The organism is Streptomyces inhibens (assembly GCF_022221585.1).
GTDB classification, from domain to species: Bacteria; Actinomycetota; Actinomycetes; order Streptomycetales; family Streptomycetaceae; genus Streptomyces; species Streptomyces inhibens.
Genome location: NZ_CP084681.1, coordinates 5,860,477 through 5,886,818 on the forward strand (window position 1 = coordinate 5,860,477; position 26,342 = coordinate 5,886,818).

Annotated in this window: 23 protein-coding genes, 1 tRNA gene and 1 pseudogene; 11 read left to right on the forward strand and 14 right to left on the reverse strand. The window is 71.1% G+C overall.

The features are described 5' to 3' along the window. Positions 1-58: 58 nt before the first annotated feature. Positions 59-1,699, forward strand: coding sequence for a DoxX family membrane protein (locus KI385_RS26770; RefSeq protein ID WP_238574723.1), 1,641 nt, complete (start codon positions 59-61; stop codon positions 1,697-1,699). Positions 1,700-2,571: 872 nt separating this feature from the next. Here KI385_RS26770 and KI385_RS26775 read toward each other — a convergent pair. The 3 genes from KI385_RS26775 to KI385_RS26785 all read right to left on the reverse strand — a co-directional run bounded on the left by KI385_RS26775 (position 2,572) and on the right by KI385_RS26785 (position 5,170). After that, on the reverse strand, positions 2,572-3,300 hold the full coding sequence (locus KI385_RS26775; RefSeq protein ID WP_238574724.1) for a nucleotidyltransferase family protein: 729 nt from the start codon (positions 3,298-3,300) through the stop codon (positions 2,572-2,574). 30 nt (positions 3,301-3,330) lie between these two features. Beyond that, on the reverse strand, positions 3,331-3,747 hold the full coding sequence (locus KI385_RS26780) for a hypothetical protein (RefSeq protein WP_238574725.1): 417 nt from the start codon (positions 3,745-3,747) through the stop codon (positions 3,331-3,333). Between the two features lie 286 nt (positions 3,748-4,033). Next, positions 4,034-5,170, reverse strand: coding sequence for an ABC transporter ATP-binding protein (locus KI385_RS26785; protein WP_238574726.1), 1,137 nt, complete (start codon positions 5,168-5,170; stop codon positions 4,034-4,036). A 179-nt stretch (positions 5,171-5,349) separates the two neighbouring features. On the opposite strand from KI385_RS26785, the gene KI385_RS26790 reads away from it, so the two are divergent. Continuing rightward, positions 5,350-5,423, forward strand: a tRNA-Thr gene (locus KI385_RS26790). Positions 5,424-5,514: 91 nt separating this feature from the next. Here the strand turns inward: KI385_RS26790 and KI385_RS26795 are convergent. Both KI385_RS26795 and KI385_RS26800 read right to left on the reverse strand, forming a co-directional pair. Further along, positions 5,515-5,655: pseudogene (locus tag KI385_RS26795) on the reverse strand (site-specific integrase); the annotation flags it as partial. 387 nt (positions 5,656-6,042) lie between these two features. Continuing rightward, on the reverse strand, positions 6,043-6,489 hold the full coding sequence (locus KI385_RS26800) for a hypothetical protein (RefSeq protein WP_238574727.1): 447 nt from the start codon (positions 6,487-6,489) through the stop codon (positions 6,043-6,045). Positions 6,490-7,297: 808 nt separating this feature from the next. Between KI385_RS26800 and KI385_RS26805 the strand changes: the two genes are divergently transcribed. Next, entirely contained in the window at positions 7,298-8,656 is a 1,359-nt protein-coding gene (locus KI385_RS26805; protein WP_238574728.1) for an FG-GAP-like repeat-containing protein, read from the forward strand. Between the two features lie 213 nt (positions 8,657-8,869). Here the strand turns inward: KI385_RS26805 and KI385_RS26810 are convergent, their stop codons facing one another. After that, positions 8,870-10,342: an amino acid permease gene (locus KI385_RS26810; protein WP_238574729.1), complete on the reverse strand. Its 1,473-nt coding sequence runs from the start codon at positions 10,340-10,342 to the stop codon at positions 8,870-8,872. A gap of 672 nt (positions 10,343-11,014) precedes the next feature. On the opposite strand from KI385_RS26810, the gene KI385_RS26815 reads away from it, so the two are divergent. Further along, complete coding sequence (locus KI385_RS26815) at positions 11,015-11,686, forward strand: class I SAM-dependent methyltransferase (RefSeq protein WP_238577847.1); 672 nt, start codon at positions 11,015-11,017, stop codon at positions 11,684-11,686. A gap of 168 nt (positions 11,687-11,854) precedes the next feature. On the opposite strand, the gene KI385_RS26820 is transcribed toward KI385_RS26815, so the two are convergent. Then, complete coding sequence (locus tag KI385_RS26820) at positions 11,855-12,877, reverse strand: helix-turn-helix domain-containing protein (RefSeq protein ID WP_425356957.1); 1,023 nt, start codon at positions 12,875-12,877, stop codon at positions 11,855-11,857. A gap of 116 nt (positions 12,878-12,993) precedes the next feature. Between KI385_RS26820 and KI385_RS26825 the strand changes: the two genes are divergently transcribed. The 3 genes from KI385_RS26825 to KI385_RS26835 all read left to right on the forward strand — a co-directional run bounded on the left by KI385_RS26825 (position 12,994) and on the right by KI385_RS26835 (position 15,600). Continuing rightward, positions 12,994-13,761, forward strand: a complete 768-nt coding sequence (locus tag KI385_RS26825; protein WP_425356958.1) for an SDR family NAD(P)-dependent oxidoreductase — start codon at positions 12,994-12,996, stop codon at positions 13,759-13,761. Positions 13,762-13,775: 14 nt separating this feature from the next. Then, entirely contained in the window at positions 13,776-14,414 is a 639-nt protein-coding gene (locus tag KI385_RS26830) for a DsbA family oxidoreductase (protein WP_238574734.1), read from the forward strand. An 85-nt stretch (positions 14,415-14,499) separates the two neighbouring features. Next, complete coding sequence (locus KI385_RS26835) at positions 14,500-15,600, forward strand: aminopeptidase P family protein (RefSeq protein WP_238574735.1); 1,101 nt, start codon at positions 14,500-14,502, stop codon at positions 15,598-15,600. Between the two features lie 116 nt (positions 15,601-15,716). Here the strand turns inward: KI385_RS26835 and KI385_RS26840 are convergent, their stop codons facing one another. Beyond that, positions 15,717-16,730 (reverse strand): zinc-binding dehydrogenase, encoded by a 1,014-nt coding sequence (locus KI385_RS26840; protein ID WP_238574736.1) that lies wholly within the window; start codon positions 16,728-16,730, stop codon positions 15,717-15,719. A 79-nt stretch (positions 16,731-16,809) separates the two neighbouring features. Continuing rightward, the gene (locus KI385_RS26845) at positions 16,810-17,997 is read right to left on the reverse strand and encodes an FAD-dependent oxidoreductase (RefSeq protein ID WP_238574738.1); all 1,188 of its coding nucleotides are present in this window, start codon (positions 17,995-17,997) and stop codon (positions 16,810-16,812) included. Between the two features lie 288 nt (positions 17,998-18,285). Here KI385_RS26845 and KI385_RS26850 point away from each other — a divergent pair, with 288 nt between their 5' ends. After that, complete coding sequence (locus KI385_RS26850; protein ID WP_238577848.1) at positions 18,286-18,930, forward strand: pentapeptide repeat-containing protein; 645 nt, start codon at positions 18,286-18,288, stop codon at positions 18,928-18,930. Between the two features lie 41 nt (positions 18,931-18,971). Here the strand turns inward: KI385_RS26850 and KI385_RS26855 are convergent, their stop codons facing one another. Next, positions 18,972-19,469 (reverse strand): hypothetical protein, encoded by a 498-nt coding sequence (locus KI385_RS26855; RefSeq protein ID WP_238574742.1) that lies wholly within the window; start codon positions 19,467-19,469, stop codon positions 18,972-18,974. A 219-nt stretch (positions 19,470-19,688) separates the two neighbouring features. Here KI385_RS26855 and KI385_RS26860 point away from each other — a divergent pair, with 219 nt between their 5' ends. Continuing rightward, a complete protein-coding gene (locus KI385_RS26860; protein ID WP_238574744.1) occupies positions 19,689-21,008 on the forward strand; it encodes an SGNH/GDSL hydrolase family protein in 1,320 nt (439 codons plus the stop codon). Between the two features lie 10 nt (positions 21,009-21,018). Here KI385_RS26860 and KI385_RS26865 read toward each other — a convergent pair whose 3' ends face one another. Both KI385_RS26865 and KI385_RS26870 read right to left on the reverse strand, forming a co-directional pair. After that, positions 21,019-21,762, reverse strand: a complete 744-nt coding sequence (locus tag KI385_RS26865; RefSeq protein ID WP_238574749.1) for a response regulator — start codon at positions 21,760-21,762, stop codon at positions 21,019-21,021. Beyond that, positions 21,759-22,994 carry a sensor histidine kinase gene (locus tag KI385_RS26870; RefSeq protein ID WP_238577849.1) on the reverse strand — a complete coding sequence of 412 codons (1,236 nt, stop codon included), beginning with the start codon at positions 22,992-22,994 and terminating at the stop codon, positions 21,759-21,761. The genes KI385_RS26865 and KI385_RS26870 overlap by 4 nt, the downstream gene beginning before the upstream one ends. Positions 22,995-23,464: 470 nt before the next feature. Here KI385_RS26870 and KI385_RS26875 point away from each other — a divergent pair, with 470 nt between their 5' ends. Next, positions 23,465-24,049, forward strand: a complete 585-nt coding sequence (locus KI385_RS26875) for a GlcG/HbpS family heme-binding protein (RefSeq protein WP_238574750.1) — start codon at positions 23,465-23,467, stop codon at positions 24,047-24,049. A 297-nt stretch (positions 24,050-24,346) separates the two neighbouring features. On the opposite strand, the gene map is transcribed toward KI385_RS26875, so the two are convergent. Beyond that, the gene (gene map, locus KI385_RS26880) at positions 24,347-25,114 is read right to left on the reverse strand and encodes a type I methionyl aminopeptidase (protein ID WP_238574751.1); all 768 of its coding nucleotides are present in this window, start codon (positions 25,112-25,114) and stop codon (positions 24,347-24,349) included. Positions 25,115-25,187: 73 nt separating this feature from the next. On the opposite strand from map, the gene KI385_RS26885 reads away from it, so the two are divergent. Further along, a complete protein-coding gene (locus tag KI385_RS26885) occupies positions 25,188-25,457 on the forward strand; it encodes a helix-turn-helix domain-containing protein (protein WP_238574752.1) in 270 nt (89 codons plus the stop codon). 237 nt (positions 25,458-25,694) lie between these two features. Here KI385_RS26885 and KI385_RS26890 read toward each other — a convergent pair whose 3' ends face one another. Then, on the reverse strand, positions 25,695-26,270 hold the full coding sequence (locus tag KI385_RS26890; protein ID WP_128510041.1) for a TerD family protein: 576 nt from the start codon (positions 26,268-26,270) through the stop codon (positions 25,695-25,697). Positions 26,271-26,342: the final 72 nt, after the last annotated feature.

Below are 26,342 nucleotides of genomic sequence, written 5' to 3' on the forward strand. Positions count from 1 at the left end.
GGTCTCGGACAGATCGGCCCGGTCAAGGCAGTGTCTTAAACGCGGGTCACTCGGTTAGATGAGCGTGGACACCAGAACACCCCGCACGCCTACGGGGGGACGCTCGCCGGGCTTCGATGACGAGCCGGGCCTGAGCTCGGTCAAGGTGCCGTGCGATCCCGCGCAGGTCATCGTCAACCACGCCAGCTTCCGCGTACAGCTCGCCGCGCCCGTGGCGGACAACGTCATGGAAGACACCGCGCGCATCCCCGCCGTCCGGGGCTCGGCCGCCGGCGCCAGACGCCGGGCGCCCGTGGTGTGGAGCGGCCGCACCGAACCGGGCGGCACGGCCGGCGCCACCACCCAACTCCTGCACGCGGTACGCAACGCGGGCATCGGCCTCGACGGCGGCCCGGGCGAGGACGTCGGCACGACCCAGGTCCTGCCCCGGGTCCGCCTCGACGACACCGCCCCCGCCCGGACCGTGATCGGCCAGCGCGGCCCCACCCCGTCCGACAGCCCCCTGCTGCGCGGCGTACGCCCCGTAGGCAGCGCATACGGCGACAACTACAGCGACACCGCCTACCGCAACACCCCGTACGGCGATCGCGGCCACGCCGACGACGGCTACGACGACGACCACTTCGAGGCCCGGGACCGCTACGACTCCGGCGGCAAGCGCCGCGGCGCCGACACCGTGCGGCACGCGTACTACCCCGGCCGCCGTATGAACCTCGGCGTCGTCCTCCTCCCGCTGCGCATCTTCCTCGGCCTGATCTCGGTCTACGCCGGCATGGGCAAGCTCTGCGACCCCGTCTACTTCGACGGCGGCGAGCGCGGCTCGATGGTCAAGTGGCTGCTGTCGCTCGACCCCTGGGGGCTGGCCGTCCCGCTGCGCGACTTCGCCGTCTCGCACCCCGTGGGCGCCGGCCTGACCGTCGCGTTCCTTCAGGTCGTCGTCGGCGTCCTGACCATCTGCGGACTGTGGCAGCGCGTCGCCGCGTCCATCGGCGCGCTGCTCTCCGCGGCGCTGCTGATGACCGTCAGCTGGCGCACCGTCCCCGCCTACGACGCCCCCGACATCATCTACCTCGCAGCCTGGAGCCCGCTGATCATCGCGGGCGCACCGGTCTACTCCATGGACGGGCGGCTGGCCGGCGAGGCATGGCGGCGGCTCGGCCCGCGCGTCGAGGTCGCCGACCTGCGACGCCGGGTGCTGCGCCGCGGCGCCGTGATGACCACGGTGGTGGCCGGACTGACCCTGCTCATCGGCTCGCTGCTCGGCGGCGCCGTACGGTCCGCGACGGTCGCGACCGTGCCGCGGCCCGGCGAGCCCGCGATCAACAACCTGCCCGGTTCGCCGCTGCCCCGCCCCGACAAGAGCGCCACCCGGCCCGGCCAGCGGCACTCCGGCAGCACCTCACCACGCCCCGGGACGCCCTCCGCGGACGCCTCGCACAAGGCCCACAAGCCCGGCAAGCCGTCCGCGTCGACACCCGGCACCGGCCGCTCGACGGGCAGCACCAGCGGCCTCGCCCAGCAGCCCGGCGCGACCACCAGCGCCCCGCAGCAGACCGTGCCCACCCGTCACTCGGCACCGACCCATGTGCCGACCACAGCGGGCGGCACCGGCGGCGGCACCACCGGCAGCGGCAGCACCGGCAACGGCTCCGGAGGCGACTCCGGCAGCGGCAACACGCTGGGCGGGCTTTTGGGGTGAGGGGTGGGGGAGGGTGGGGTGTGGGGTGTGGGGTGTGAGGGCTCGCTGGTTGTTGTGCGGTTCCTGCCCTACCTCACCCCACCCCGCCTGTTTGGCCCGTCGCCCCCATCCTTTCCCCGCCGCCCCCGCCTGTTTGCTCCGCCGCCCACCCCCCGCCTGTTTTCCTCGCCGCCCACCCTCCCCGCCTGTTTGCCCCGCTGCCCCCCCGCCTGTTTGCCCCGCCGCCCACCCCCCCCATGTTTTTTCCCCGCCGCCCACCCCCCTTCGGGGGGTGGGCGGGTGTAGTGAGCGGGTGCGGTACGTGGGTGTAGTGGACGGGCGGTGTGCGTCGGCGTAGCGCGCGGACGTAGTGCGTCGTCGGCGTGGCGCGTGGGCGTAGTGCGTCGTCGGCGTAGTACGTCGACGGCGTAACGCGCGGGCGTAGTGCGTCGTCGGCGTGGCGCGCAGGCGTAGTACGTCGTCGGCGTGGCGCGTGGCTCCGCGTTCGGGGCAGGCAGCGGCGGAAGCCCTCAGGCCGACGGCCAGCAGCGCACGACCTCGCGACGGGCGGGTGGCCGGACGGGCGGCCGGGGAGGTCACCTTCGGGCCGGGCAGGCGAGAGCCGACGGCCTACGGTGGCGTGTGGGGAGGCCGCGTACGGTGCCTCCGCCGCCCGTACGTGGCGGCTCCGCGCCGTACGGAGCCGGAGGCTCGCAGGGATCCCAGGGACGACGTGCGGGGGCCTCACCGGCTCAGTGTCGGCGTCGGGGCACCACAAGGCCTCTCAGCCCCAGGCAACGACGTACGGGACTCACACGGGCTTCCAGGGCGCCTCAGCCCTCAGCCCCTCCGGCCGCCGGACTCGGCCCACCGCCCCTCAACGCCACCGCCCCTCAACGCCCCTGCGCGCTCAGCTCCTTGGCCGCCTCGGTGAGGTCCTTCGCCGTGTCGATGGCGCGCCAGTAGGCCCCCTGGGGGAGCGGGAAGCCGGCCAGTCGGCGTTCGCGGGCGAGGCGCGGGAAGGTGGTGCGCTCGTGGTCGCCGCGGGTGGGGAGCAGATCCCTGAAGGCGGCGGAGAAGACATAGACGCCGGCGTTGATCAGATACGGCGAGGGCGGCGACTCGATGAAGTCCAGGACGTGCCCGAACGCGTCGGTCTCCACGGCGCCCCAGGGGATACGGGGGCGGGCCAGCGCGAGGGTGGCCTCGGCGTCGCGTTCGTAGTGGAAGGCGGCCATCTCGCGGAGCGGGAAGCGGGTCCAGATGTCGCCGTTGGTGGCGTACCAGGGCTCGTCCGGGCGGGGGAGTGAGCCGGCGGCGTACTTGAGGCCGCCGCCGCGGCCCAGCGGCTCGGTCTCGACAACGGTCGTGACGCGCAACGGCAGTTGGGCCTGTGCCAGCCAGTCCTGGAGCACCTCGGCGAGGTGGCCGCAGGAGACGACGGCGTCCGTGACACCCTCTTCGGCCAGCCAGTTCAGCTGATGGCCGATGATCGGGGTCCCGGTGCCGGGGATCTCGACCATCGGCTTGGGGCGGTCGTCGGTATACGGGCGGAGACGTGAGCCCTGGCCACCGGCCAGGACCACGGCCTGCGTGGGGTACGGATGCGGGGCGCCTGTCATGGTTCGCACCCTATGCGGTGCGAGTGGGGGTCACTGGGCCGCGGCGACGCCGGTGGCGAAGGAGGTGTCGCAGACCGGGCGGGAGTAGGCCTGGGCGCGGTGTGCGGCACCGTACTTGGCGACCGCGGCACGGCCGAGGTCACGGGCGATGGAGACGCAGTGCTTGGCCAGTGAGGGCCGCTTGGTGGTCGCCTCCTGGAGGTGGGTCAGGGCGACGCCGGGATCCTCCTTCTGGAGCTCGACGAGGAGGCGCCGGCGCAGGGCCTCCTCGGGCGCGCGCGGGCTCGCCTTGGTGGCGGCCGTGCCGGAGGACGCGGTCAGCACCTGCGAGTCGGTGGCCGTCGACGCCCATGGGACCCGGGTGACCGCGAGGGTTCCCGACAGCACGAGGACAACGGGGAGGACGAGGGCGAGAGTTCTGCCAATGTGGCGGGCTGCGGAGTTCACGGTCGAGATGGTAGCGAGGAGTGATGATTTGGCGACATTTGGTCACCTTATCGGGGGACGTAATGGCTAGTCGGTGCGGTTGTGATGTTGACGCACTGGTACGAAAAGCCGGTTCTGTCCCTACGTCGGCGACCATGCGTTCGCCGGACGCTCCCCGGAAACGCAGCGGCGGCGAGGGCGGTAACTACCCGCCTCGCCGCCGCTCTACTCCCACATCCACTCAGTGGGGTCGCCCACCCGCCTCAGCGGGTTCGTACGCCCACCTCAATGGGTTGGCACACCCGCCTCAGTCGGTGAGACGCTCCCCGGACGACGTCGAGAACACATGCGTCTCGCCCGGCCGCGGCACGACGTGCAGCTGGGTGCCCTTGGCCGGGACCTGGCGGCCGTTGACCCGTACGACCAGGTCCTTGACCTCGCCGCCGACCTCCGCGGTGCCGTACACATAGCCGTCGGCGCCGAGCTCCTCGACGACATTGACCGTGACGGCCAGACCGGCCGGCGCGTCCGCGGTCTCCTTGGACAGCGCCTTCGCGGCGGCGCCGTTCTGCTCGACGATGTCGAAGTGCTCGGGGCGCACGCCCACCGTCACCGTCCGGTCACCGTTGTCGGCGGCCGTGGACAGCGCCTCACGGTTGACCGGCACGACGCTGTTGCCGAACTTCACACCACCATCGGTGATGGGCACCTCCACCAGGTTCATGGCGGGTGACCCGATGAAGCCCGCCACGAACAGGTTCGCCGGACGGTCGTACATGTTCCGCGGTGAGTCGACCTGCTGCAGCAGCCCGTCCTTGAGGACGGCGACCCGGTCGCCCATCGTCATGGCCTCGACCTGGTCGTGCGTGACGTAGACCGTCGTGATCCCGAGCCGGCGCTGCAGCCCCGCGATCTGCGTACGGGTCTGCACGCGCAGCTTCGCGTCCAGGTTGGACAGCGGCTCGTCCATGAGGAAGACCTGCGGCTCCCGCACGATCGCCCGGCCCATCGCGACGCGCTGCCGCTGACCACCGGACAGCGCCTTGGGCTTACGCCCCAGGTACTCCGTCAGGTCCAGGATCTTGGCCGCGTCCTCGACCTTCTGCCGGATCTCGGCCTTCGGCACGCCGGCGATCTTGAGCGCGAAGCCCATGTTGTCGGCGACCGTCATGTGCGGGTAGAGCGCGTAGTTCTGGAACACCATGGCGATGTCCCGGTCCTTGGGCGGAAGGTGGGTGACATCGCGGTCCCCGATGCGGATGGCGCCTCCGTCGACGTCCTCCAGCCCCGCGAGCATCCGCAGCGAGGTGGACTTGCCACATCCGGAGGGGCCGACCAGGACGAGAAACTCGCCGTCCTCGATCGCGATGTCCAATTTGTCGACGGCGGGCTTGTCGGAACCCGGGTAGATACGGGTTGCCTGGTCATACGTGACCGTAGCCATGGTGATGAGTCCCTTCACCGGCAGGAACGTGCCGGACGATCCGAGTAAAAGGAGTGATGTGGTCCACCGATGTGGACTCCGCGTGACGCTACCTGGGGCAGGCGCCCGTGTCAGTAGCCCCGGACTCACGAATTCGTGAGACCGGCACCCGGCGCGCCTGGGTACACTTCTTCACGCACGCCTCCTTAGCTCAGCTGGCCAGAGCACCGCTCTTGTAAAGCGAAGGTCGTCGGTTCGAATCCGACAGGGGGCTCTCAGCTTGAACAGGGAAGAAGCCCCGGGCCGGTGATGGCCTGGGGCTTCTGACATCTACGGATGACATCAACGGGGGCGGTCAGCCGGGATCACTCACGAGCGATCCGCCGCTTCGGCAGCCGGTCCATGTGGTTGATCGCTTCCCGTTGGGTGTCCTGTGCCACGTGCCTGTAGACGTCCATGGTCATGCTGATCTGGCCGTGCCCGAGGATCTCCATCAGCACGCGCGGCTGCTGCCGCGATGTGGCTCAGCCCGTTATGGGCGATCCGCTCAGTTCCCCACCGTCGTGGCAGAGACGCTCGTGCCCCATCCGTGCCCCATCCGTGCCCGATCGGACGGGGAACCACGGGGACCACGGGAACCACGGGAACCACGGGAACCACGGGGAGCACGGGGAACCCGGGGCATCGTCGGGCCGTGCGCAGAAAACCGGCCCCTGACCAATATTGCTGGTCACGAGCCGGTTTCGTTACCTCGTCGGTGGAGGCTGTGGGATTTCAACCCACGGTGACGTTGCCGCCACGACAGTTTCAAGATGAGGGGTTCAGTCTTGGCCGCGGGTCGGTCGAGGAGCTGTACCGGGCGACGTGATCATGAAGGCTCCCGTCGTGTGGCCTCAGCCATTGACCTCGTCGTTGGTCTTGAAGAGCAGGTCGAGTTTGCACTTGGCGTGCTTCGGCCTGTCGCGTTCGAGTCCGTCGTACTCGTCGGAGACCGGGACGGGCCGGGTCTCGCCGGCGCCTACGCCGTCCACGGAAAAGCTCACCGTGCCGACGTCGCCACCGGTTTCGCCCCTGAACTTCACCGCGCCGTGGTAGTTCGCGCGGCTCCGGGAGTTGCCGTTGTGCACGCTCAGCTTGGCTTCCAGGGTGCCGAATGCGACGTCGACGCCACAGCTGGTGATGGTGATGTCCGACTCGGCTTCGGTGACCGTCCCGGAAGTCGGCAAGCTTTTGGGGGCGGCGACCGGGGGCTTCGGGAGGAGGGCGCAGCCGCCGGCGCCGGTCAAGGCGACGACCACCAGTCCGCAAACGGCTGCGGTACGGACATGACGACGGTTCACGTTGTTCCCCCGAAGTGACCGGCCATATCGGGCCGAGGTATGTGCGTACGCCCGGATGGTGTCCAGTATGTGACCGGCCGCGCGCTCGCAGTGTTGTTGACAGGCGCCCGTCAGGCTAACAAGCGGGGCGTCGATCCCGAATTCCGAACCGATGGGCGGTTGTTCAGTGGTGGATGTCGGGGTGGACGGCGGGCCGGAGCCGGGCACCGCGGACCTGCGCTGGGCAGTCGTGCGCGGCGTGGCCGGTAGGGGTCAACTGACCTGTTCCACCGCTTCCTTGACGATGTGGTGGCCGCACGGCTTGGAGTGAATGGAAACCCGTGGTCCACGCGTGTCCGGGCCGATGTCATCGAGCCGGTCGATCAAGGCCGCTGGCATCTACAGCTGACATCTACAGCGGTGAAAACCAGCGGAGTTGAGCGGTTCTAAGCGGTTCTGGGCGGGGCCACTCGTCTCCAGAGCTGGGGCCGTGGTTGCGTCCGGATCGAACTTGCAAAGCGAAGGTCGTCGGTTCGAATCCGACAGGGGGCTCTGTTCAGGGACGCTGTGAGCTGGGGTTCTTTCCGCGGGAGCGTTCTGGTCGGTCCCGGAATCCTCGTCCGGGGCGTGTGAGTGAGCGTCGCGGTGCCGTGGCGCAGATCGCGGCCGAGGATGGCGGATGCCGGGCCCCTCCAGCCACGAACATTTCTTCGTTCCCTCTGCAACCTTCCCTCCTCGCCCGCTGTCTCCTGTTCGTCAACCGACTCGTGTCCCTGGGGCATCTCCTGGCGCACGGGCGGTCGCACGGAAATATCGGGAGAGACATTTCATGCGTATTCGCCCCGCGGCCTGCGCGGCGCTCCTCGTGGCGGCCCTTGTCCCCGTCTTCACGGCACCCGTCGCGAGCGCGGCCGCTGCCAAGTACGTGGACGACTTCAACGGCGACGGCTACCGCGACTACGCCACCTACTCGCCTGGCCACAGCCCAGGTGGCGGCGTCCTGGTCACCTTCGGTACCGCCACCGGGCCCGGCACCCGGACCCAGGTGATCGACCAGTCCAGCCCAGGCGTCCCCGGCGCCGACGAGGACGGCGACCTGTTCGGCGGTGTCATGGCCCCCGCCGACTTCAACGCCGATGGATACGCGGACCTGGCGGTGACGGCGTACGGCGAGGACATCGACGGGCGTACGGAACAGGGCTCCGTCACCGTCCTGTGGGGCAGTGCGGGCGGCCTCACCGGTGGCACCGCGATCCCCAACATGGGCGCCAAACAGTCCGACGGCCACTTCGGCCGGGACCTCGCCGCCGGAGACTTCAACGGGGACGGCAAGAAGGACCTCGCCGCGATCAGCGCGGGCAAGACCTACGTCTACCGCGGTTCCATCACCCCTGCCGGTGTTGCCGGTCCGGTCTCCACCCTCGACAAGTCGTCGTCGAGCTTCGCTTCCAGGTCCCTTGTCGCCGGCAACATGAACGGTGACTCCAAGACCGATCTGGTGATCATCGGGCTCGTCGACGCCCCGGACGACTTCGGTACGGACGCCTGGTTCATCAAGGGCGGCTCCACGCTGACCTCGGGCAAGACCCTGCGCCTCGTCACGAACTACGGGGACGCAGGCGAAGAGGCAGGGGTGATCGCCGACTTCAACAAGGACGGCTACGGGGACCTCGCGGTCGGCACCATGATGTACGGCGGTAACCAGGGCCGGGTGTCGCTCTGGTACGGCTCTTCCACCGGCCCCGCCACCAGCGCCCGCATCACCCAGGCCACCAGCGGCGTCGCCGGCACACCCGAGGCCGGCGACATGTTCGGCTCCTCCCTCTCGGCCGCCGACGTCAACGGCGACGGCTACAAGGACCTGGCGATCGGCGCGTTCGGAGAGAAGATCAACGAGCAGACGACCGAGGGTGGCGTCCACGTCCTGCGCGGCAGCGCGAACGGCATCACCGGCACCGGCTCCCAGTGGTTCGCCCGCAACACCCCCGGCGTACCGGGCTCCGTCGCGTGGAACGACTGCTTCGGCTCCACCGTCCGCCTCCGCGACACCGACCGTGACGGCCACGCCGACCTGTACGTCACCGGCATCGTCGACGGCTCGCTCCGTCTCCCCGGCACGGCGTCCGGTATCACCACGACCGGCGTCTCCTCGGTGAACACGGAACTCATCGAGGGCATGCTCCAGTAGGAACGCCGGGGGGGGGGGGCGGCTTACGGCGTTGTCCAGGCGATCACCGTCGAGGCGCTGCGTCTGCTCGTTGCCCACGCCCCCGCCGCTGTGCGCCTCGCGGGGCCGCCGTGCAAAGCCGACGGGGCGCCCAGGCTGCTGTGCCTGGGCGCCCCGTCAGGGCATGTGACGGCGGCAAGGGCCGTCTGCCGGGACCTTAGGAGCCGGTTCCGTTCAGCCGCGGGGCTGTCCGGTGGTCTCCAGCTGCTTGTCCTCGGGCGTCACCTTCGCCGCGATGTGCGGGTTGCGCGACTTGAGGACGGCCCAGCCGATCGCCAGGCACACGGCCCAGCCGGCACCCACGTACAGCGACACACGGCTGTCCGGGTCGATGGCGATCAGCCCGGTCACCAGGAGCAGGAACGCCACCGCGATCCAGCTGCACACCGTGCCGCCCGGCGCCGGGAAGGACGAGGCGGGCAGACGCCCGGCGACGACCGCGCGGCGGTAGAGGATGTGGCTGACGAGGATCATCAGCCAGGTCCAGATGCCGGCCGCGGTGGCCACCGAAGTGACGTAGCCGAACGCCTTCTCCGGAACGACGTAGTTGAGGATCACGCCGATGCCCATGAGGGCGGCGGAGAGGGTGATGCCGATGGCCGGGGTCTTGGTGGAGCTCAGCTTGCCGAGCGCCTTCGGGGCCTCGCTGTTGGCGGCGAGGTCGCGGAGCATGCGCCCGGTGGAGTACATACCCGAGTTGCAGGACGACAGCGCGGCGGTCAGTACGACGAAGTTGATGATCGCCGCACCGGCCGGGATGCCGATCTTCGCGAAGGCGGCCACGAACGGGCTGACGCCCGGCTGGAACTCCGTCCACTTGACGACCATCAGGATCACGCTCAGCGCACCGACGTAGAAGACGATGATGCGGAACGGCAGCGTGTTGATGGCCTTGGGCAGGGTCTTCTCCGGGTTCTCGGACTCACCCGCGGTGACACCGACGAGTTCGACGGCGAGGTAGGCGAACATGACGCCCTGGAGGGTCATGAGGCTGGAGCCGATGCCGTTGGGGAAGATCCCGTTGTGGGCCCAGATGTTGGAGACCGCAGCGGTGTCTCCCGCCTGGCTGAAGCCGAAGGTGACGACGCCGAGACCGATCACGATCATGCCGACGAGCGCGGTGACCTTGACCATCGAGAACCAGAACTCGATCTCACCGAAGATCTTCACCGAGATCAGGTTGGCCACGTACAGCACGACCAGGAAGACCAGCGCGGTGACCCATTGAGGGACGTGCGGGAACCAGAAGTTCACGTAGATCGCGGCGGCCGTCAGCTCGGCCATGCCTGTGACGACCCACATGAGCCAGTACGTCCAGCCCGTCACGAACCCGAAGAACGGACCGAGGAACTCGCGGGCGTACTCCGCGAAGGAACCCGACACAGGGCGGTACAGGAGCAGCTCGCCGAGCGCCCGCATGATGAAGAAGACGATCACGCCGGCGAGGGCGTACATGAGGATGAGGCTGGGGCCGGCCTTCGCGATGTTCGCGCCCGCGCCCAGGAAGAGGCCGACGCCGATGGCGCCGCCGATGGCGATCATCTGGACCTGACGGCTGCCGAGACCCCGCTCGTAGCCCTCTTCCGGTGTGGTGCCCGAGGCCCCATTGCCGTCGCCGAGGTTCGTGTCGACCTGCGTTGAGGTCATGTGTGGTGCGCCTTTCCGCTCCATGCCGACCCGCGCCTCGCTTGGCGACGGATCGGGTTTCGATCCCCCCGGATGCTGATGGAGTTGCATGCCGGCGATCGGCCGACTCAAGCGCCCCCTACGCGGACATGGGTGACGTCCGTCAGGCGGTTGTGAAGGTGTACCACGGGTGAAAATCGGCCAGCATGGCGCAGGTCACAGGGCAAATCCGTCACAATCTCCCATCTCCAAGCAAATTGCCGATGGGGGTAATGGAATCGTTATTCGATCCGAGCAACCCGCTGAGCGAACGTCGAGGCGTCGCCGATGCTCCGCGTCGGTCGGAACGGGCTTTGTTGATCATGTCGGGCGCATTGCTGGTCGACGTGACGGTGAGGTGACGCAGGGTGACCAATGGAGTGGGGTCGGCAGTCGTCGGCCGGGGCGCAGGGGCGCGTCCCCGGTGGCCAGATCTAGACGTTTACGAGACCTGGACGTCCAGAGGTCGGCGGGTTCGACTCCGGCGGGCGGACGGCCGTCACCTCGGGATGAGCGGCAGGCCGAAACCGAGCCGAGCGGTTCCGCCTCGGGCGGAATCCCGAGCAGGGTCGGCTCGTGTGGGCAGCCATTGCAGGAGCGGCTGCCCAGGTCCCCGGGCGGTCGGGCCGGGGCGCGGAGGTGGAGACGGTGTCGATGGCGGCATACGACGAGATTGCTGACTGGTACGAGACCGAGTTCCTCGCCCGCCCGCGCGCCGGCACGGGGGACGGTCACCCTCTGGGCCTTGACGTGCTGCTGGACGATCTTCTCGGCGAAGGCAGCGGCACCTGCCTGGAGATCGGCTGCGGCACCGGCGTCCATGCGGACCGGCTCCGCGCGCTGGGCTGGACCCCGGTCGGCGTCGACCTATCCGGCGGGATGCTGCGCCATGCGCGTGACCGGCTGCCGGTCGCGCAGGCTGACGCCGGGCAGTTGCCGGTCCGGTCCGGTTCTCTGCCGGCCGTCGTCGCCGTGATGGTCCACACGGACATGCCCCGATATCCGGAGGTGCTGCGTGAGGCCGCCCGGGTCCTGCGTCCGGGCGGCGTGTTCGTGCACATCGGGGTCCACCCCTGCTTCTGCGGCGGGTTCGCCGACCGCGGCGACCTTGATGCGGTGGTCATCCGCCCTGGCTATCTCGACGGCCACTGGACCAAGGCGTCCTGGACGGACAAGGGCGTGCGCGACAAGGTCGGCGCCACCCATCGTCCACTGCCTGAACTGCTGCACGCGTTCCTCGACGCAGGCTTGACGCTCGATCAGTTCGCCGAGAGCGGGGCACCCACGCCGGCCGTACTGGCGGTCAAGGGGACCAAGTCCCGGTGATCCGGTGGAAAGACAAGCCAAGCTGCTCCAGCCAAGTGGCTGACGAACGGCGGTCCCGGCCCGTGCCGAGGGTGGTGTACGAGCTCGACGAGGTGAGGCGCCGTCCGCGCATTCGCCCGTGTAGCGGCGCAGTTCACCGCCGGGCCTGCGGACCAGCAGGTCCGACAGTCAGGCGCCCGGGTCCACGCATTCGCCATGCCCCGCGGCGGCCACACGATGATCCACGGCGCCCGCCACCGGCACCGGCTGACCGCCTCCCTTGTCGCCGCCGTTGTGGACGGGGCACCGTGACAGCACAGCACCCTCCGGCATGAACGAATACCCCTGGTCGGGGGTGGTGGGGGTGGTGGCGAGCCGGGCGAGTTTGATGGCGGCTTCGGTGTGGGGGGCGGCGGTGAGGAGGACCAGGCGGAGGTCGCTGTCGGGGGCGGTGAGCAGGTCGCAGTCGAGGGTGAGGGGGCCGAGGGTGGGGTGGTGGACGGTTTTGGTGTCGGCGGAGTGGGTGCCGACGATGTGGGAGGCCCAGAGGTCGGCGAAGCGGGGGCTGAGCCGGCGGAGGTCGGTGATCAGGGCGCGGAGGGTGGGGTCGGCGGGGTAGCGGGCGGTGGCCGCTCGCAGGTCGGCGACCGTGGCGGTTTCGAAGCGGGCGGTCTGTTCGGGGGTGTGGCTGATGCGGTCGGGGAGTCCGGTGAAGTGGCGCCAGAGGATGTTGCGTTCGCGTGCGGAGAGGGCGGCGGGGTCGCCCACCAGGGCGGCGTAGAGCGGGTTCCAGGTGATGAGGGTCCAGGTCGCGTCGTAGACGCCGATGGGGGTGCCGGACATCTGGTCGAGCAGGCGGCGGAGGCCGGGGGTGAGCCGGGCCTCGATCCGGTCGTGGGCGGGTGGGGGCTGTCCGGCCAGGAGGAACAGGTGGTGGTGCTCCGCCTCGGAGAGCCGTAGGGCCCGTGCGAGGGCGGTGAGGATCTGGGCCGAGGGGGAGGTCGCGCGGCCCTGTTCCAGGCGGACGATGTAGTCGACCGAGATGCCGGCCAGCAGGGCCAGTTCCTCGCGGCGTAGGCCGGAGGTGCGGCGGGTGCTGCCGGGGGCGGTGGGGAGGCCGGTGGTGTCGGGGGCGAGGCGGGTGCGCCAGAGGCGTAGGGCGGCGGCGAGGGTGTCGCCGTTGTTCTCGGGTGCGCTCCGGCTGCCGGTCATGGGTTCAGTATCGCGGCGGTGGGAGGGGGCGGCGGGGCCCGCCTGGTATCGGCGTTCCTAGGAAGAGCCGTGTCCTTCCTGTCCGTTGGCGGGGTGGAGAGGGTGGGGGCATGACGATGACGGGACGTGCTGAGGGTGTCGGTGGGGCGTGGGGCGGCGACGGTGGCCGTGGGAGCGGGAGGGTCGCGGTGGTCACCGGGGGAAACAAGGGGCTGGGGCTGGAGGCCGGGCGGCGGTTGGTCGAGGCCGGGCACGAGGTCTATCTGGGGGCGCGGGATGCGCGGCGCGGGGAGGAGGCCGCGCGGCTGATCGGTGCGCGTCCGTTGTTGCTGGACGTCAGCAGCGAGGCGTCCGTGATGGAGGCCGCGAAGCGGGTACGGGAGGAGGCGGGGCGGCTCGATGTGCTGGTGAACAACGCGGGTGTTGCCGGGTCCGGTCGGCCGGCCCGGGAGGTCACCGCGGACGAGATGGTGGCGGTGTACGACACCAATGTGTTCGGAGTCGTTCGGGTTCTGCACGCCTTTCTGCCCTTGTTGGAGGAGGGGGCGGCGCCTGTGGTGGTGAATGTCAGCAGCGGGCTGGGGTCGCTGGCCGTGACCGCGGATCCGGCGGGCCATGCGGCGGTCGTGCCGACGTGGCTCCCGGTGCCGGCGTACAGCTCGTCCAAGGCGGCGCTGAACATGCTCACCGCGCAGTACGCCCATGCCTGCCCGACCGTCAGGATCAACGCCGTCGACCCCGGACACACCGCCACCGACCTCAACGGCCATACGGGTCCGCAGACCGTCGAGGAGGGCGCCGAGATCATTGTGCGGATGGCCTTGATCGGTGCCGATGGGCCGAGTGGCGGGTACTTCGCGGCGGGCGGGCCGGTGCCGTGGTGAAGGGCGGGAGCGCCGTGCGGCGCCCGCGTCGGCGGGTGGAGATCGTCGCGGATCTTGTGTGTGTCCACGGGTATCTCGGGTTCACCCGCTTCCTGCGGGCCGCGCGGCGCTATCGGGACGGCGGCGGCGAGGTGGTGACCGTGTTCCGGCCCTACCAGCTGCGGCCGGATGCGTCGGCCGCCGGGGAGCCGCTGTTCGAGGAGCACAAGCGGGACCGCGGTGAGGCGTTCGCCCGCGCGGTCGCGGCGGACACGTCCATCGGCGCGGCGGACGGCCTGGAACTGAACTTCGGGCGCGCCGTGTTCACCAACACCTTCGATGCCCATCTGCTGCTGTCCCGGGCATCCGCCCAGGGGAAGGGCGAACGGATGGCCGAGCGGCTGTTCCGGGCGTACTTCACCGACGGGCTGCATATCGCCGATGCCGAGACGTTGCGGCGACTGGCCGGTGAGGTGGGGGTGGCGATGGGGGGCCCGGGGGACCCGGGGGCCCTGGGCGACGAGCGCGGCAGGGAGCGGCTGCGCGCCGAGCTCGACCGTGTGCGGCGGCTCGGACTGCCGTCGGTGCCGGCCTTCCGTTTCGACGACGGGCCCGTCCTTGTGGGGGAGGACGCCGCGTCCGAAGAGTGCTTCCATGCGGCACTGGAGGGATGAAGTGGGCTGAACGGGCGTGTGGGAGACGGATTTTGACGCGCCGGAGGGGGCATATCGGCGTAAGTTCACCGGCATGGTGACTTCGATGACGCAAGAGGACTACGACCGGCGCATGGAGCGGGCGGGCCGGGCCGCCGCCTATTCCGGGCTGGCCGGGCTGATCGTGACGCCGGGGCCGGACCTGGGATGGCTGTGCGGCTACCGGCCGACCGCGTCCGAGCGGCTGACCGCTCTGGTGATCGAGCCGGGGCGGCGGCCGCGACTGCTGGTGCCCGTACTGGAGCGGCCGGATGCGGAGCGCGCCTCCGGGGCCGGGGCGCTGGAGGTGTCGGGGTGGACCGATGGCTCGGATCCGTATGCGGAGATCGCCAAGTGGGTTGAGCCGAACGGGCGTTACGGGGTGTCCGACTCGACGTGGGCGCTGCATCTGCTGGGCCTGCAGCGGGCGCTGCCGGGCAGCGGGTACGTCGCCCTGACGGAGTCGCTGCCGATGCTGCGCGCCGTCAAGGACGCCCATGAGGTGGCGCTGCTGGCCGCGGCCGGGGCCGCAGCGGATGCGACGTACGAGCGGATCCTCGGGGTGCGCTTCGGCGGACGGCGGGAGTCCGAGGTGGCGGCCGACCTGGCACGGCTGCTGATCGAGCACGGGCACAGCCAGGTGGACTTCACGATCGTGGGGTCGGGCCCCAATGGCGCCAATCCGCACCACGAGGCGGGGGACCGGGTCATCCAGGACGGGGACATGGTGGTGCTCGACTTCGGCGGCCTGAAGGACGGCTACGGGTCGGACACGACGCGGACCGTGCACGTCGGGGAGCCGGGCGCCGAGGAGCGCAAGGTGCACGACATCGTGCGGGAGGCGCAGCAGGCGGCGTTCGAGGCGGTGCGGCCGGGCGTCGCGTGCCAGGACATCGACCGGGTCGCCAGGAAGGTGATCAAGGCGGCGGGGTACGGCGAGTACTTCATCCACCGGACCGGGCACGGCATCGGGGTGACCACGCACGAGCCGCCGTATCTGATCGAGGGCGAGCATCTGCCGTTGGTGCCCGGGATGTGCTTCTCGATCGAACCGGGGATCTATCTGCCGGGGCGGTTCGGTGTGCGGATCGAGGACATCGTGACGTGTACGGAGTCGGGCGGACGGCGGCTGAATCAGACGGGGCGGGAGATGGCGGTGGTGCAGTAGGGGGAGGGGTGAGGGCGTGGGGCTGTCCTGCGGCCCCCACCCGCTCCTTACGGCATCGGACGCCCGCTGCTTACGGCATCGGACGCCCACTCCTTACGGCACCAGGCACCCGCTCCCTACGGCACCAGGACCACCTTGCCCATCGTGCCGCGCGACTCCAGGGCGCGGTGCGCGGCGGTGGCCTCGGCCAGGGGGAAGCGCTGGACCGCCGGTACGAGCCGGCCGGCCGCCGCCTCCGCGAGCGCCGCGGTCTCCAGCGTGCGGAGCGGGTTGTCGCCGCCGGCCTTGGCCAGCATCGGCGGGCCGAGGACCGGTTGGGACGTGATCCCGCGGGCCGCGAGCTCGTCGTCCGCGAACTCCAGCGGGCCGCCCTTGAGCAGGCCGCCGGAGGACCAGCCGAAGATCAGATGGCGGCCCCCCTTGGCGAGGAGGTCGACGGCCGCGCGTCCGGGTGCGCCGCCGACCGAGTCAAAGACGAGGGTGGCGCCGGGCGCGCCACGTCCGTCGAGGAAGGCACGGACCAGGGACGGCCAGTCGTCGTCGGTGTAGTCGACGGCGAGGTCGGCGCCCAGTTCGCGGACCCGTGCCACCTTGGCGGCGCCGCCGGCCAGGCCGATGACCGTCGCGCCGGTGTTCTTGGCGTGCTGGACGAGCAGGGTGCCGATGCCGCCGGCGGCCGCGGGGACGATCGCGATGTCGTCGGCGGTGAGGTCGGCGAAGAGCAGGATGCCCATGGTGGTGCGGCCGGTGCCGATCATGGCGACGGCCTGGCAGGCGTCCAGGCCGTCGGGGATCGGATGCAGCCGGTCGGCGGCGACGACGGCCAGTTCGGCATAGCCGCCGGGGACCATACCGAGGTGGGCGACGACGCGCCGGCCGAGCCAGGCGGGGTCGGTGCCCTCGCCGAGGGCCTCCACCGTGCCGGCGACCTCGCGGCCGGGCACGGTCGGTAGCGCGGGGAGCGGTGCGGGCCCGCCCGGTCTGCCCTCGCGCAGGGCCGTGTCCAGGAGGTGGACGCCGGCCGCTGCCACCGCGATACGGACCTCACCGGGCCCCGGCCGGGGGTCCTCGACGGTCTCGTGGACGAGGTTCTCCGCGGGGCCGAAGGTGTGCAGCCGTATCGCGTGCATGGCGGTGTCTCCTTGGGAGGCGGGGAGGATCGGTGGGTGGGTATCCGCCGCCACTGTGTTACCTCAAGCGAGGTTGAGGTCAACTCCTTCGTGTCGTACGGGCGTCGGCTCGTACGGACGCGGCGTGTGCCGCGCCGGTCCCCAGGGCGAGCGAGACCGCCTCGATGGCGCTGGTGAACGACACCTCGCTCAGTACGCCGGGCGCCGCTACCTGGTCGCCCGCCAGGTAGACGCCGTATCCGCGGTCGATGGCCGGCCGGTCGCGCCAGGTGGTGCCCGGCAGATCCACCGCCCCCGTACGGCCGGTGCTCAGCGCCTCACGGCGCCAGGTGGTGCGCTCGCGCCAGTCCGGGAAGCCGGCGTCCAAGAGGCGTTCGGCGCGCGCGATTCCGTCGGCGCGCCGCTCCTCCGGCGCGATCCCGATCTGGCCCTGGAGGAGGTGCTCGCCGTGCGGCGCGAGGTCGGGGTCCTGGCAGGTGAACCGCTCGATCCAGCCGGAGAAGTCGAGCCCGGACAGCGCGAACGGATCGCCGCGCCGGGACCGTACGGCGAGGTCGAGCAGGACCGTACGCGCACTGCTCCAGGTGAGGCTGTCGTCCCGCAGGAGCGCGCGGGCGGAGTCGAGCTGCATGGCGACGATGACCGGGTTCTCCTCCGGGAGCGTGTCGACGCGGGCGCCGGTCTCGATGCGTACGCCGAGGTCACGCGCGCGCTCCGCCATCCGCGCGATCAGCGCGCTCCAGCCGCCGCGGACATAGCGGGCCTCGGGCAGCGGACTGGTGGTGCGGCGCAGCCGTTCCTGGACGAATGCGGCGGAGAGCGTGCCCGGGTCGTGGTGGAAGGTGGCGACGCCGACGAACTGGGCGGCGGCGTGCGCCGCCGATGCGCCGACCTGCGCGCTCGCCCAGCTGAAGAAGTCCTGGTCGACGGGGGCGTGCCGGCGGCCGCGCAGCTTCACGATGCCGAGCGGCGGCAGCCGGTGCAGGCTGCCGCGGTGGAAGAAGCGCAGCCTGGTGGCTTCCCGGAGCGGCAGCGCGGCGAGCGGCTTGAGCAGGCCGCGCTGGTTGAGCCAGGCCCAGTGCGGACCGCGGTTGTAGAGGGCGTGCGGGCCCTCGTTGGTGCGGTAGGGGGCGTCGGCGGTGCGCGCGCGGCCGCCGAGGGTGCGGTGCGCCTCGTACAGGGTGACGGCGGCGCCGGCCTCGGCGGCGGAAATGGCCGCGGTCAGGCCGGCGAAACCGCCTCCGATGACGGTGATCTGGCGGGTCATGACGGGTGCTCCTTCGGTCGGTGTGCGGGTGTGCGGGTGTGTGTGCGTGAGCGGGTGTGCAGGTGCGTGGGCGTTGTGTGGTGTGTTCGTGGACTGGACGGGTGAGCTGCCGCGGGATGTGACATGCGACCGACGGGTTGGTTGTTTCCGCAGGTCAGCGGCGTGCCGGGGGTGTTGTCAGTGGCGTGGTTCACGATGGGTGGTGCAGGCGCGGGCGAGGACGTGACGTGACGCGGGCGCACGAGGACGGAAGGCGGTGATCGCGTGGCAGGGCGCGGTAAGGGGACGGTGCGGGCGGTGCGGCGGCCGGAGGTGCGGTTGCCGGAGCTGGTGGCGTACGACGGCGGGGAGCTGGAGCCCGAAGGGGATTACGACGGGCTGGAGTTCGCGGACGCCGACTGGGCCGGGCAGTCGGCGCGTGGCGCGCGCTTCATGGACTGCGCGGTGCGGCGGTGCACGCTCGACGAAACGGTGCTCGGCCGGGCCCGGATCATCGACAGCGTGCTGAGCGGTGTGCGCGGGGTCGGGACGGATCTGTCCCAGGCGTCACTGCGCGATGTGGAGGTGGTGGACGCCAGGCTCGGCGGGGTGCAGATGCATGGCGCGGTGCTGGAGCGGGTCGTGGTGCGCGGCGGGAAGATCGACTTCCCGAATCTGCGGATGGCGAAGCTGCGGGATGTCGCCTTCGAGGGGTGTGTGCTGGTCGAGGCGGACTTCGCGGGGGCGGAGCTGGAGCGGGTCACGTTCGACGACTGCACCCTGGCGCGGATCGACTTCAGCGAGGCACGGATGAAGGACGTCGATCTGCGCGGTGCGGCCGCGGTGGACATCGCGCGGGGGATCGAGCGGCTGTCGGGCGCGGTGATCAGCGCGCCCCAACTGATGGATCTGGCACCGGCGTTCGCGGCGCAGATAGGCGTACGGGTGGAGTGAGGGCGCTTCGGCCGTGTGCCGTGTGCTGTGTGCCGTGGCGGTCAGACGCGGGGGAAGCGGGCCTGGAGGTCCCAGATGGCGGGGTTGTCGCCGAGGCCGTCGTGCATATCGGTGAGGTCGGCGATCAGGTCGTGCAGAAAGTCGCGGGCCTCGCGGCGCAGTGCGGCGTGGTTGAAGTTGAGTGGGGCCTCGTCGGCCGGCATCCAGTCGGCGTCGATGTCCACCCAACCGAAGCGGCGCTCGAAGAGCAGCCGGTCGGCGGATTCGGTGAAGTCCAGCTCGGCGTGGATCGGGCGGGCGGAGCGGTTGCCGCGGGGGTCGGTGTCGAGCTGCTCGACGATGTCGCACAGCGCCCAGGCGAAGTCGAGGACCGGCACCCAGCCCCAGGCCGTGGACAGCTCGCGGTCCGTCTTCGTGTCGGCGATGTAGACGTCGCCGCAGAAGAGGTCATGGCGCAGCGTGCGCACGTCCGCGGTCCGGTAGTCCGTCTGCGGCGGATCCGGAAAGCGGCGGGAGAGGGAATAGCCGAGGTCGATCACGTCTTGATGGTGTCACGCCGGTGCGGCGGACGATCGTCCGCACCGGTCGGCCGGCCCAGGCGCCGGTCAGCAGGGGAAGGCAGATCGCACGGAGTGCGCATGTGCGCGGCGGCCGCTGATGATGCGGCGCTCGCGGACTGCGCGGCGATCGCGGAGCACACGGCGCTTGTTGATCGACCGGTGTGGGCCGGTCGGAGCGCGGTGACCAGAGGGGCGGGGATGAACATGTCGGGTTCCACGGTGAGACGTTCGGGTGTGGCGCTGCTCTCGGCGGCGGTGCTGGCGGCCCTGCCGGTGCTGTCGGGCGGGCCCGGCGATCAGGGGGCGACGGCGTACGCGGCGGAGGCGGGCGGCGGGCACGCCCAGCAGCACGGCACCGGCCGGTGGCGCGGTGGCTGGGCGGCCTCGCCGCAGTCGTCGAACGTGGTGTTCGGCCAGAACTGGTCCGAGACCGGCTTCGCACGGCAGACGGTCCGCCAGGTCGTCCGCGTCAGCACCGGCGGCTCGCGGGCCCGTATCGAGCTGTCCAACCGCTACGGCCGTACGCCGCTGAAGGTGGCCGGTGCGACGATCGCGCGTACGGGCCGGGGGGCATCGGTGCAGGCCGGGTCGGTGCGCGCGCTGTCCTTCGGGGGCGGGCGGTCGGCGACCGTACCGGTGGGCGGTGAGCTGCTCAGCGACGGCGTCGGGCTGAAGGTCGGCGCCCTGGAGTCGCTGACCGTCACGCTCTACCTGGACGCGCCGACCGGCCCGGCCACCTTCCATGCCCAGGCCGGGGCCACGAGCTATCGCGCGGCCGGCGACCACCGCTCGGACCTCGGCGCGGAGGCCTTCACCGAGACCTCGCGGTCCTGGTACTACCTCTCGGGCGTCGAGGTCGCGGGCGGCCGGTCCGCCACGCACCGCGACGGCGTGGTGGCCTTCGGGGACTCCATCACCGACGGCTACGGCGCCACGCCCGACACCGACAACCGCTACCCCGACGAGCTGGCCGAGCGATTCGCCGCCGCCGGACGGCCGCGCAGCGTCGTCAACCAGGGGATAAGCGGAAACCAGCTCACCAATGACACGAGCTGGGCCGGGGAGAAGGCCGTGGCCCGCTTCCGGAAGGACGTACTCAACGAGCCGAACGTGGGCACGGTCATCGTGCTGGAAGGCATCAACGACATCGGCGCGAGCGAATGGCCGGACTTCCCGGGCGGCCCGACCCCGGACGTCTCGGTCGAGCAACTGATCGCCGCACAGCGCGAGTTGATACGTGAAGCGCACGCCAAGGGCATCAAGGTGATCGGCGCGACACTGACGCCGTTCAAGGGGGCCGCGTATTACACCGAGCGCGGCGAGATCAAGCGCGATGCGCTCAACGACTGGATACGCACCTCCGGTGAGTTCGACGGGGTGCTCGACCTGGACCGCGCACTGTCCGACCCCGCCGACCGGGACCGGATGGCGGCCGCGTACGACGTCGGCGACCATCTGCACCCGAACGACGCCGGTTATCGCGCGATGGCCGAGGCGGTCGACCTCGGCACGCTCTGACGGGTCCGCCTCAGGGCAGCAGTCGCTGTTCCTTGGCGACGGAGACCGCGCCGGCGCGGGTGTCCACGCCGAGCTTGTCGTAGATGCGGCCCAGGTGCGTCTTGACCGTGGCCTCGCTGATGAACAGGGCGCGGGCGATCTCGCGGTTGCTCAGCCCGCGCGCCAGCTGGCCGAGGATGTCGAGTTCCCGGTCGGTGAGGGTGGGGCGCGGGCTGCGCATCTGGGCCAGGACGCGATGGGCGACCGGAGCGGAGAGCGTGCTGCGGCCCTGGGCCGCGGCACGGATCGCCGAGAACAGCTCCTCCGGCCGCTCGGCCTTGAGGAGGTAACCGGTGGCACCGGCCTCGATGGCGCGGGTGATGTCGGCGTCGGTGTCGTAGGTGGTCAGCACGAGGACATGGGGGGTGGTGCGGTCGCGGTCGGCGGCGGCCCGGCCGGTCTCGGGGCGACCGGTCTCTGGGCGGCCGGTCTCTGGACGTTCCGTCTCGGGGTGGTCCGTCCTGAGGCCGGTGATCCGTCGGGTGGCTTCGATGCCGTCGATGCCGGAGCCGAGCTGGAGATCCATCAGGACGACGTCGGGGCGGAGCTTGGCGGCCATCACCACGGCCTCCTCGCCGTTGCCGGCCTCGCCGATGACCTCGATGCCGTGGGCGCTGCTGAGCAGGGCGAGCAGCCCGGCGCGTACGACGGCATGGTCGTCGCAGAGCAGGACGCGTACGGGGGAGTACGTGGGTTCGGCGGCGGATGGGGTCATGGGTTGCGCTCCAGGGGGACGGCGGCGGACAGGACGGTGCCCTCGCCCGGCGCGGATTCAATGGTGAGCGTGCCGCCGAGCTGCCGCATCCGGGCGTGCATGGCGGGCAGGCCATGACCGCGTACGCGCCGCCCGGAGGCGGGTGGGGAGGCCGGGGCGCTGGGGGCCGGCGGCGGGGTGAAACCGCGGCCGTCGTCGGCGATGTCCAGCACGACCTGGTCGCCGAGGTAGGTGAGGGTCAGGGTGACGGTGGTCGCGGCGGCGTGCTCACGGACGTTCGCGAGCGCGCCCTGGGCGATACGCAGCAGCGCGGACTGCACCCGGTCGGGGAGCGGAGCGGGCGTGCCGTCCTGGTGGAAGCGGACGCTCAGCGCCGCCCCCGACTCGCTCGTCCGTGTGGCGAGTTCGCGGAGGGCCTGGGGGAGGGAGGTGCCGTCGGCGAGGTCGGCGGGGGCCAGGTCGTGGACGAAGCGGCGGGCCTCGGCGAGGTTGCGGGCGGTGATCTCCGTGGCCGTACGGATATGGCCGCGGGCGGTGGCCGGGGCGGAGTCCCAGATACGGTCGGCGGCCTGCAGCAGCATCTGCTGGCTGGACAGTCCCTGGGCGAGGGTGTCGTGGATCTCCATCGACAGCCGCTGCCGCTCGGCGAGTGTGCCCTCGCGCCGCTCCGTGGCGGCCAGTTCGCGACGGGTGCGGATCAGATCGTCGATCAATGCGCGCTGGCGGGCGGCCTGCCGCTCCATATGGACGAACACGGCGGTGGCGAGGGCGGCGACGGCCGGCGGGGCCAGCACCAGATTCGGGTCGAAGCCGGTGGACAGCCGTAGTTGAGCGACCACGACGAACACGGTGAGCAAGCCCACGAGCAGCGACGCCGCGCCGGCCGGCAGCGTACGCAGGCCCGTATAGAACAGCGGCACCGCGCACCAGGCGAAGCTCGGCGCGAGGAGTACGAGGACGACCCAGGTCGCGACGACCGCACCCAGCCAGAGCAGCCGGCGGGCGGTGGGCCGCGGTTCGTCGTGTGGACGGGAGCCGAGGGCCGGGCCCAGGACGTAGAGGAGGGCGAGCACGAGGCTGAGGGCGATGATCCACGGGGTGCGGGGTTCGCCGGGGTGCCGGATCAGGAAACGGGAGAGCGAGGCGCCGAGCAGCAGGAAGAACGCGAGGTGCATGACCGGGCCCAGCCAGCGGGCGTCCGGATTCGGGTCCCGGTCGGCCGGGCCCCCCATCGGCCCCTTGTCCGCAGTCGGGCCCTGGTGTGTGCCGCTGTCCGCCGCCGGATCCCGGCGCGGGCCCTGCGGCCCGTCCGCCGACGGGGGCTGCTGGCTGGTGTGCACGTGGATCTCCTTGGGGCTCTCCGGTGAGCCGGGTTCCGGGTTCGGCCGTGCGCCCGGGCTCGTGACGGGGCCCGCGGTCGGCGACCCGCCCCTCAGCCGTAACCCGCGGCGATGACCCCGTAGTCGTAACCCGGGCGGAGAGCGACCCGCATCAACCGATCGGCCGACACCGGTATCCCCCATCATGCACGGCCATCGGGGCCGGATCGCCGACCCGCGCGGGCCTGCTCTCCTTCGACGATGGGGACGGACAGCGAGGCGCCGGAAGGCAGCGAGCCCGCTGGAAGGCACTGCCCTCGCCGTCCTTCACCCCCAGCCGTTACCCACTCCCCAACCTCTCCCCGCCTCAAGGAGCCCAGGTCATGCAGCCCCTCACGAAGAAGATGTCCTTCCGCGCCCGTGTGGTCACCGGTGCCGCCGCGTTCGCGCTGGTCGGCGCGGGCACCTTCGGCGCCGTCTCGGCGACCGCCGCCCCCTCGCCGGCTGCCGCCGCACAGCCCGCCACCGCCGGGGCCGCCGCCTCCGACGCCGGCGGCAAGAACCTCACCCGCACCACCCACCTCACCCTCGACGCCGCCACCAAGGCCGCCCAGGCAGTCCTGGACGCCGCGAAGAAGGCGGGCCAGAAGGTCTCGGTCGCCGTCGTGGACCGCAATGGCACCACCCTCGTGCAGCTGCGTGGCGATGGCGCCGGCCCGCAGTCGTACGAGTCGGCCGTGAAGAAGGCGTTCACCGCCGTCTCCTGGAATGCCCCGACCTCCGAGCTGGTCAAGCGTCTCGACCAGGCGCCCACGCTCAAGGACATCCCGGGCACCCTCTTCCTGGCGGGCGGCGCCCCGGTCCAGGCCCAGGGCGCGCCGATCGCGGGGATCGGTGTCGCGGGCGCCCCGAGCGGAGCCCTGGACGAGCAGTTCGCCCAGGCCGGCGCGCACGCACTCGCCGAGTAGCCGCCCTGAGTCCGAGTCCGAGCCTGAGTCCGAGCCTGAGTCCGAGCCTGAGTCCGAGCCTGAGTCCGAGCCTGAGTCCGAGCCTGAGTCCGAGCCTGAGTCCGAGCCTGAGTCCGAGCCTGAGTCCGAGCCTGAGTCCGAGCCTGAGTCCGAGCCTGAGTCCGAGCCTGAGTCCGAGCCTGAGTCCGAGCCCGAGCCCGAGCCCGAGCCCGAGCCCGAGTCCGAGCCCGGAAGCCGGTGGCCGGCAGCGCACCCCCGTCCCCACGCCCCGTACGGCATCCACCCCCTACGGCGCCCCTACGGCATCGTCAGCACCCGCGGCCCCTCATCCGTCACCGCCACCGTGTGCTCGAAGTGGGCGGCACGGCCGGCGTCCACGGTGCGCAGGGTCCAGCCGTCGTGGTCCGTGTAGTAGCCGTTCGTGCCGCCGGCGAGGAACATCGGCTCGATGGCGATGACCAGGCCGTGGCGCAGGACGAAGCCACGGTTCGGGCGGCCCTTGTTGGGGACCGGCGGGTCCTCGTGCATCTGGCGGCCGATGCCGTGTCCGCCGAAGTCGTCGGGGATGCCGTAGCCGGCGGCGCGGCCGATGCCGCCGATCGCATGGGAGATGTCGCCGATCCGGGCGCCGACCACGGCGGCCGCGATGCCCGCTGCCAGCGCCTGTTCCGTGACGTCCATGAGCCGCTGGTCCTCGGGGCGTGCGGTGCCGACGGCGAAGCTGACGGCCGCGTCACCGGCCCAGCCGTCCACCACGGCGCCGCAGTCGATGCTGACCAGGTCGCCGTCGCGCAGCCGGGTGTTGTCCGGGATGCCGTGCACGATCGCGTCGTTGACGGAGGCGCAGATGACGGCGGGGAAGGGGGTGGGGGCGAAGGACGGGCGGTAGCCGAGGAACGGCGAGGTGGCGCCGGCCTCGTCCAGAACCGTGCGGGCGACCTCGTCCAGCTCCAGCAGCCGCACGCCGGGGGCGGCCGCGGCACGTACCGCGGCCAGCGCGTCGCCGACGACCCGGCCGGCCACTCGCATCGCGTCCAGCGCCGCATCCGTCTTGATCTCCACCATGAGTACGTCCTCCACCCACCAGTATCCGGTATTTGTTTACCGGTATTTGTTTACCGGTATTAGTATCACGAGCATGGTGCGAACTCCACTGACCCCTTGGGAACGTGAACGCGGTGAGCGGCTCGGCGCGCTGCTGCGTGCGGCGCGCGGCGGGCGGAGCATGGTCGAGATCGCGGCCGTGGCGGGACTGTCCGCCGAGACGCTGCGGAAGATCGAGACCGGTCGGGCGCCGACCCCGGCGTTCTTCACGGTCGCTGCGCTGGCCGCCGCGCTCGGCCTGTCGCTGGACGAGGTGGCGGTGCTGGCCACGCCACCCGAAGCGGCCGAGGACGCGGTGGCCTGAGCGGGGCAGGCTGAGCGGGCTGCCCGACCGAGGCCGTCCGACCGAGGCCGTCCGACCGAGGCTGTCCGACCGAGGCCGTCCGACCGAGGCCGTCCGACCGAGGCCGCCCCGAGCCGCCGCGCCCCTGAAACGCGCCGAGGGCCGGCCCCCCATTGGGGACCGACCCTCCGCTGCGCTGAATGCGCCGGAGCCCAGCGCTACTCAGGCGCTGCTCCGGCAGTACTCAGACTTCAGACCTCAGACGTTGACGCCGAAGTCCTGCGCGATGCCGACGAGGCCCGACGCGTAACCCTGGCCCACGGCGCGGAACTTCCACTCCGCGCCGTTGCGGTAGAGCTCACCGAAGACCATCGCGGTCTCGGTGGCCGCGTCCTCGCTGAGGTCGTAGCGGGCGATCTCCGTGCCGCCGGCCTGGTTGATGATGCGGATGAAGGCGTTCCGCACCTGGCCGAAGTTCTGGCTGCGGTTCTCGGCGTCGTAGATGGAGACCGGGAACACGATCTTGTCGATGTCGGCCGGCAGGGCCGCCAGGTTGACGTTGATCTGCTCGTCGTCGCCCTCGCCCTGGCCGGTGACGTTGTCACCCGTGTGGACGATCGACTGGTCCGGCGTGGCCTTGTTGTTGAAGAAGACGAAGTGCTGGTCCGAGTAGACCTTGCCGCTCGGGTTGACCGCGATCGCGCTCGCGTCGAGGTCGAAGTCCGTGCCGGTGGTGGTGCGGACGTCCCAGCCAAGGCCGACCGTGACGGCGGTCAGGCCCGGTGCCTCCTTGGTGAGCGAGACGTTGCCACCCTTGGACAGGCTTACAGCCATGGGATGTCCCTTTCCTTGTCGACTCGTCGAAGCGTCGGGCTCCGTACCGCGTACGAAGCTACCGTCACCCAC

What these genes read in the sequence shown, in the direction of transcription:
- KI385_RS26770 (WP_238574723.1), top strand. Translation starts at nt 59, where the DNA reads ATGAGCGTGGACACCAGAACACCCCGCACGCCTACGGGGGGACGCTCG.
- KI385_RS26775 (WP_238574724.1), bottom strand. Translation starts at nt 3,300, where the DNA reads ATGACAGGCGCCCCGCATCCGTACCCCACGCAGGCCGTGGTCCTGGCC.
- KI385_RS26785 (WP_238574726.1), bottom strand. Translation starts at nt 5,170, where the DNA reads ATGGCTACGGTCACGTATGACCAGGCAACCCGTATCTACCCGGGTTCC.
- KI385_RS26805 (WP_238574728.1), top strand. Translation starts at nt 7,298, where the DNA reads ATGCGTATTCGCCCCGCGGCCTGCGCGGCGCTCCTCGTGGCGGCCCTT.
- KI385_RS26810 (WP_238574729.1), bottom strand. Translation starts at nt 10,342, where the DNA reads ATGACCTCAACGCAGGTCGACACGAACCTCGGCGACGGCAATGGGGCC.
- KI385_RS26815 (WP_238577847.1), top strand. Translation starts at nt 11,015, where the DNA reads ATGGCGGCATACGACGAGATTGCTGACTGGTACGAGACCGAGTTCCTC.
- KI385_RS26820 (WP_425356957.1), bottom strand. Translation starts at nt 12,877, where the DNA reads ATGACCGGCAGCCGGAGCGCACCCGAGAACAACGGCGACACCCTCGCC.
- KI385_RS26825 (WP_425356958.1), top strand. Translation starts at nt 12,994, where the DNA reads ATGACGGGACGTGCTGAGGGTGTCGGTGGGGCGTGGGGCGGCGACGGT.
- KI385_RS26835 (WP_238574735.1), top strand. Translation starts at nt 14,500, where the DNA reads ATGACGCAAGAGGACTACGACCGGCGCATGGAGCGGGCGGGCCGGGCC.
- KI385_RS26840 (WP_238574736.1), bottom strand. Translation starts at nt 16,730, where the DNA reads ATGCACGCGATACGGCTGCACACCTTCGGCCCCGCGGAGAACCTCGTC.
- KI385_RS26845 (WP_238574738.1), bottom strand. Translation starts at nt 17,997, where the DNA reads ATGACCCGCCAGATCACCGTCATCGGAGGCGGTTTCGCCGGCCTGACC.
- KI385_RS26860 (WP_238574744.1), top strand. Translation starts at nt 19,689, where the DNA reads ATGAACATGTCGGGTTCCACGGTGAGACGTTCGGGTGTGGCGCTGCTC.
- KI385_RS26865 (WP_238574749.1), bottom strand. Translation starts at nt 21,762, where the DNA reads ATGACCCCATCCGCCGCCGAACCCACGTACTCCCCCGTACGCGTCCTG.
- KI385_RS26870 (WP_238577849.1), bottom strand. Translation starts at nt 22,994, where the DNA reads ATGGGGGGCCCGGCCGACCGGGACCCGAATCCGGACGCCCGCTGGCTG.
- KI385_RS26875 (WP_238574750.1), top strand. Translation starts at nt 23,465, where the DNA reads ATGCAGCCCCTCACGAAGAAGATGTCCTTCCGCGCCCGTGTGGTCACC.
- map (WP_238574751.1), bottom strand. Translation starts at nt 25,114, where the DNA reads ATGGTGGAGATCAAGACGGATGCGGCGCTGGACGCGATGCGAGTGGCC.
- KI385_RS26885 (WP_238574752.1), top strand. Translation starts at nt 25,188, where the DNA reads ATGGTGCGAACTCCACTGACCCCTTGGGAACGTGAACGCGGTGAGCGG.
- KI385_RS26890 (WP_128510041.1), bottom strand. Translation starts at nt 26,270, where the DNA reads ATGGCTGTAAGCCTGTCCAAGGGTGGCAACGTCTCGCTCACCAAGGAG.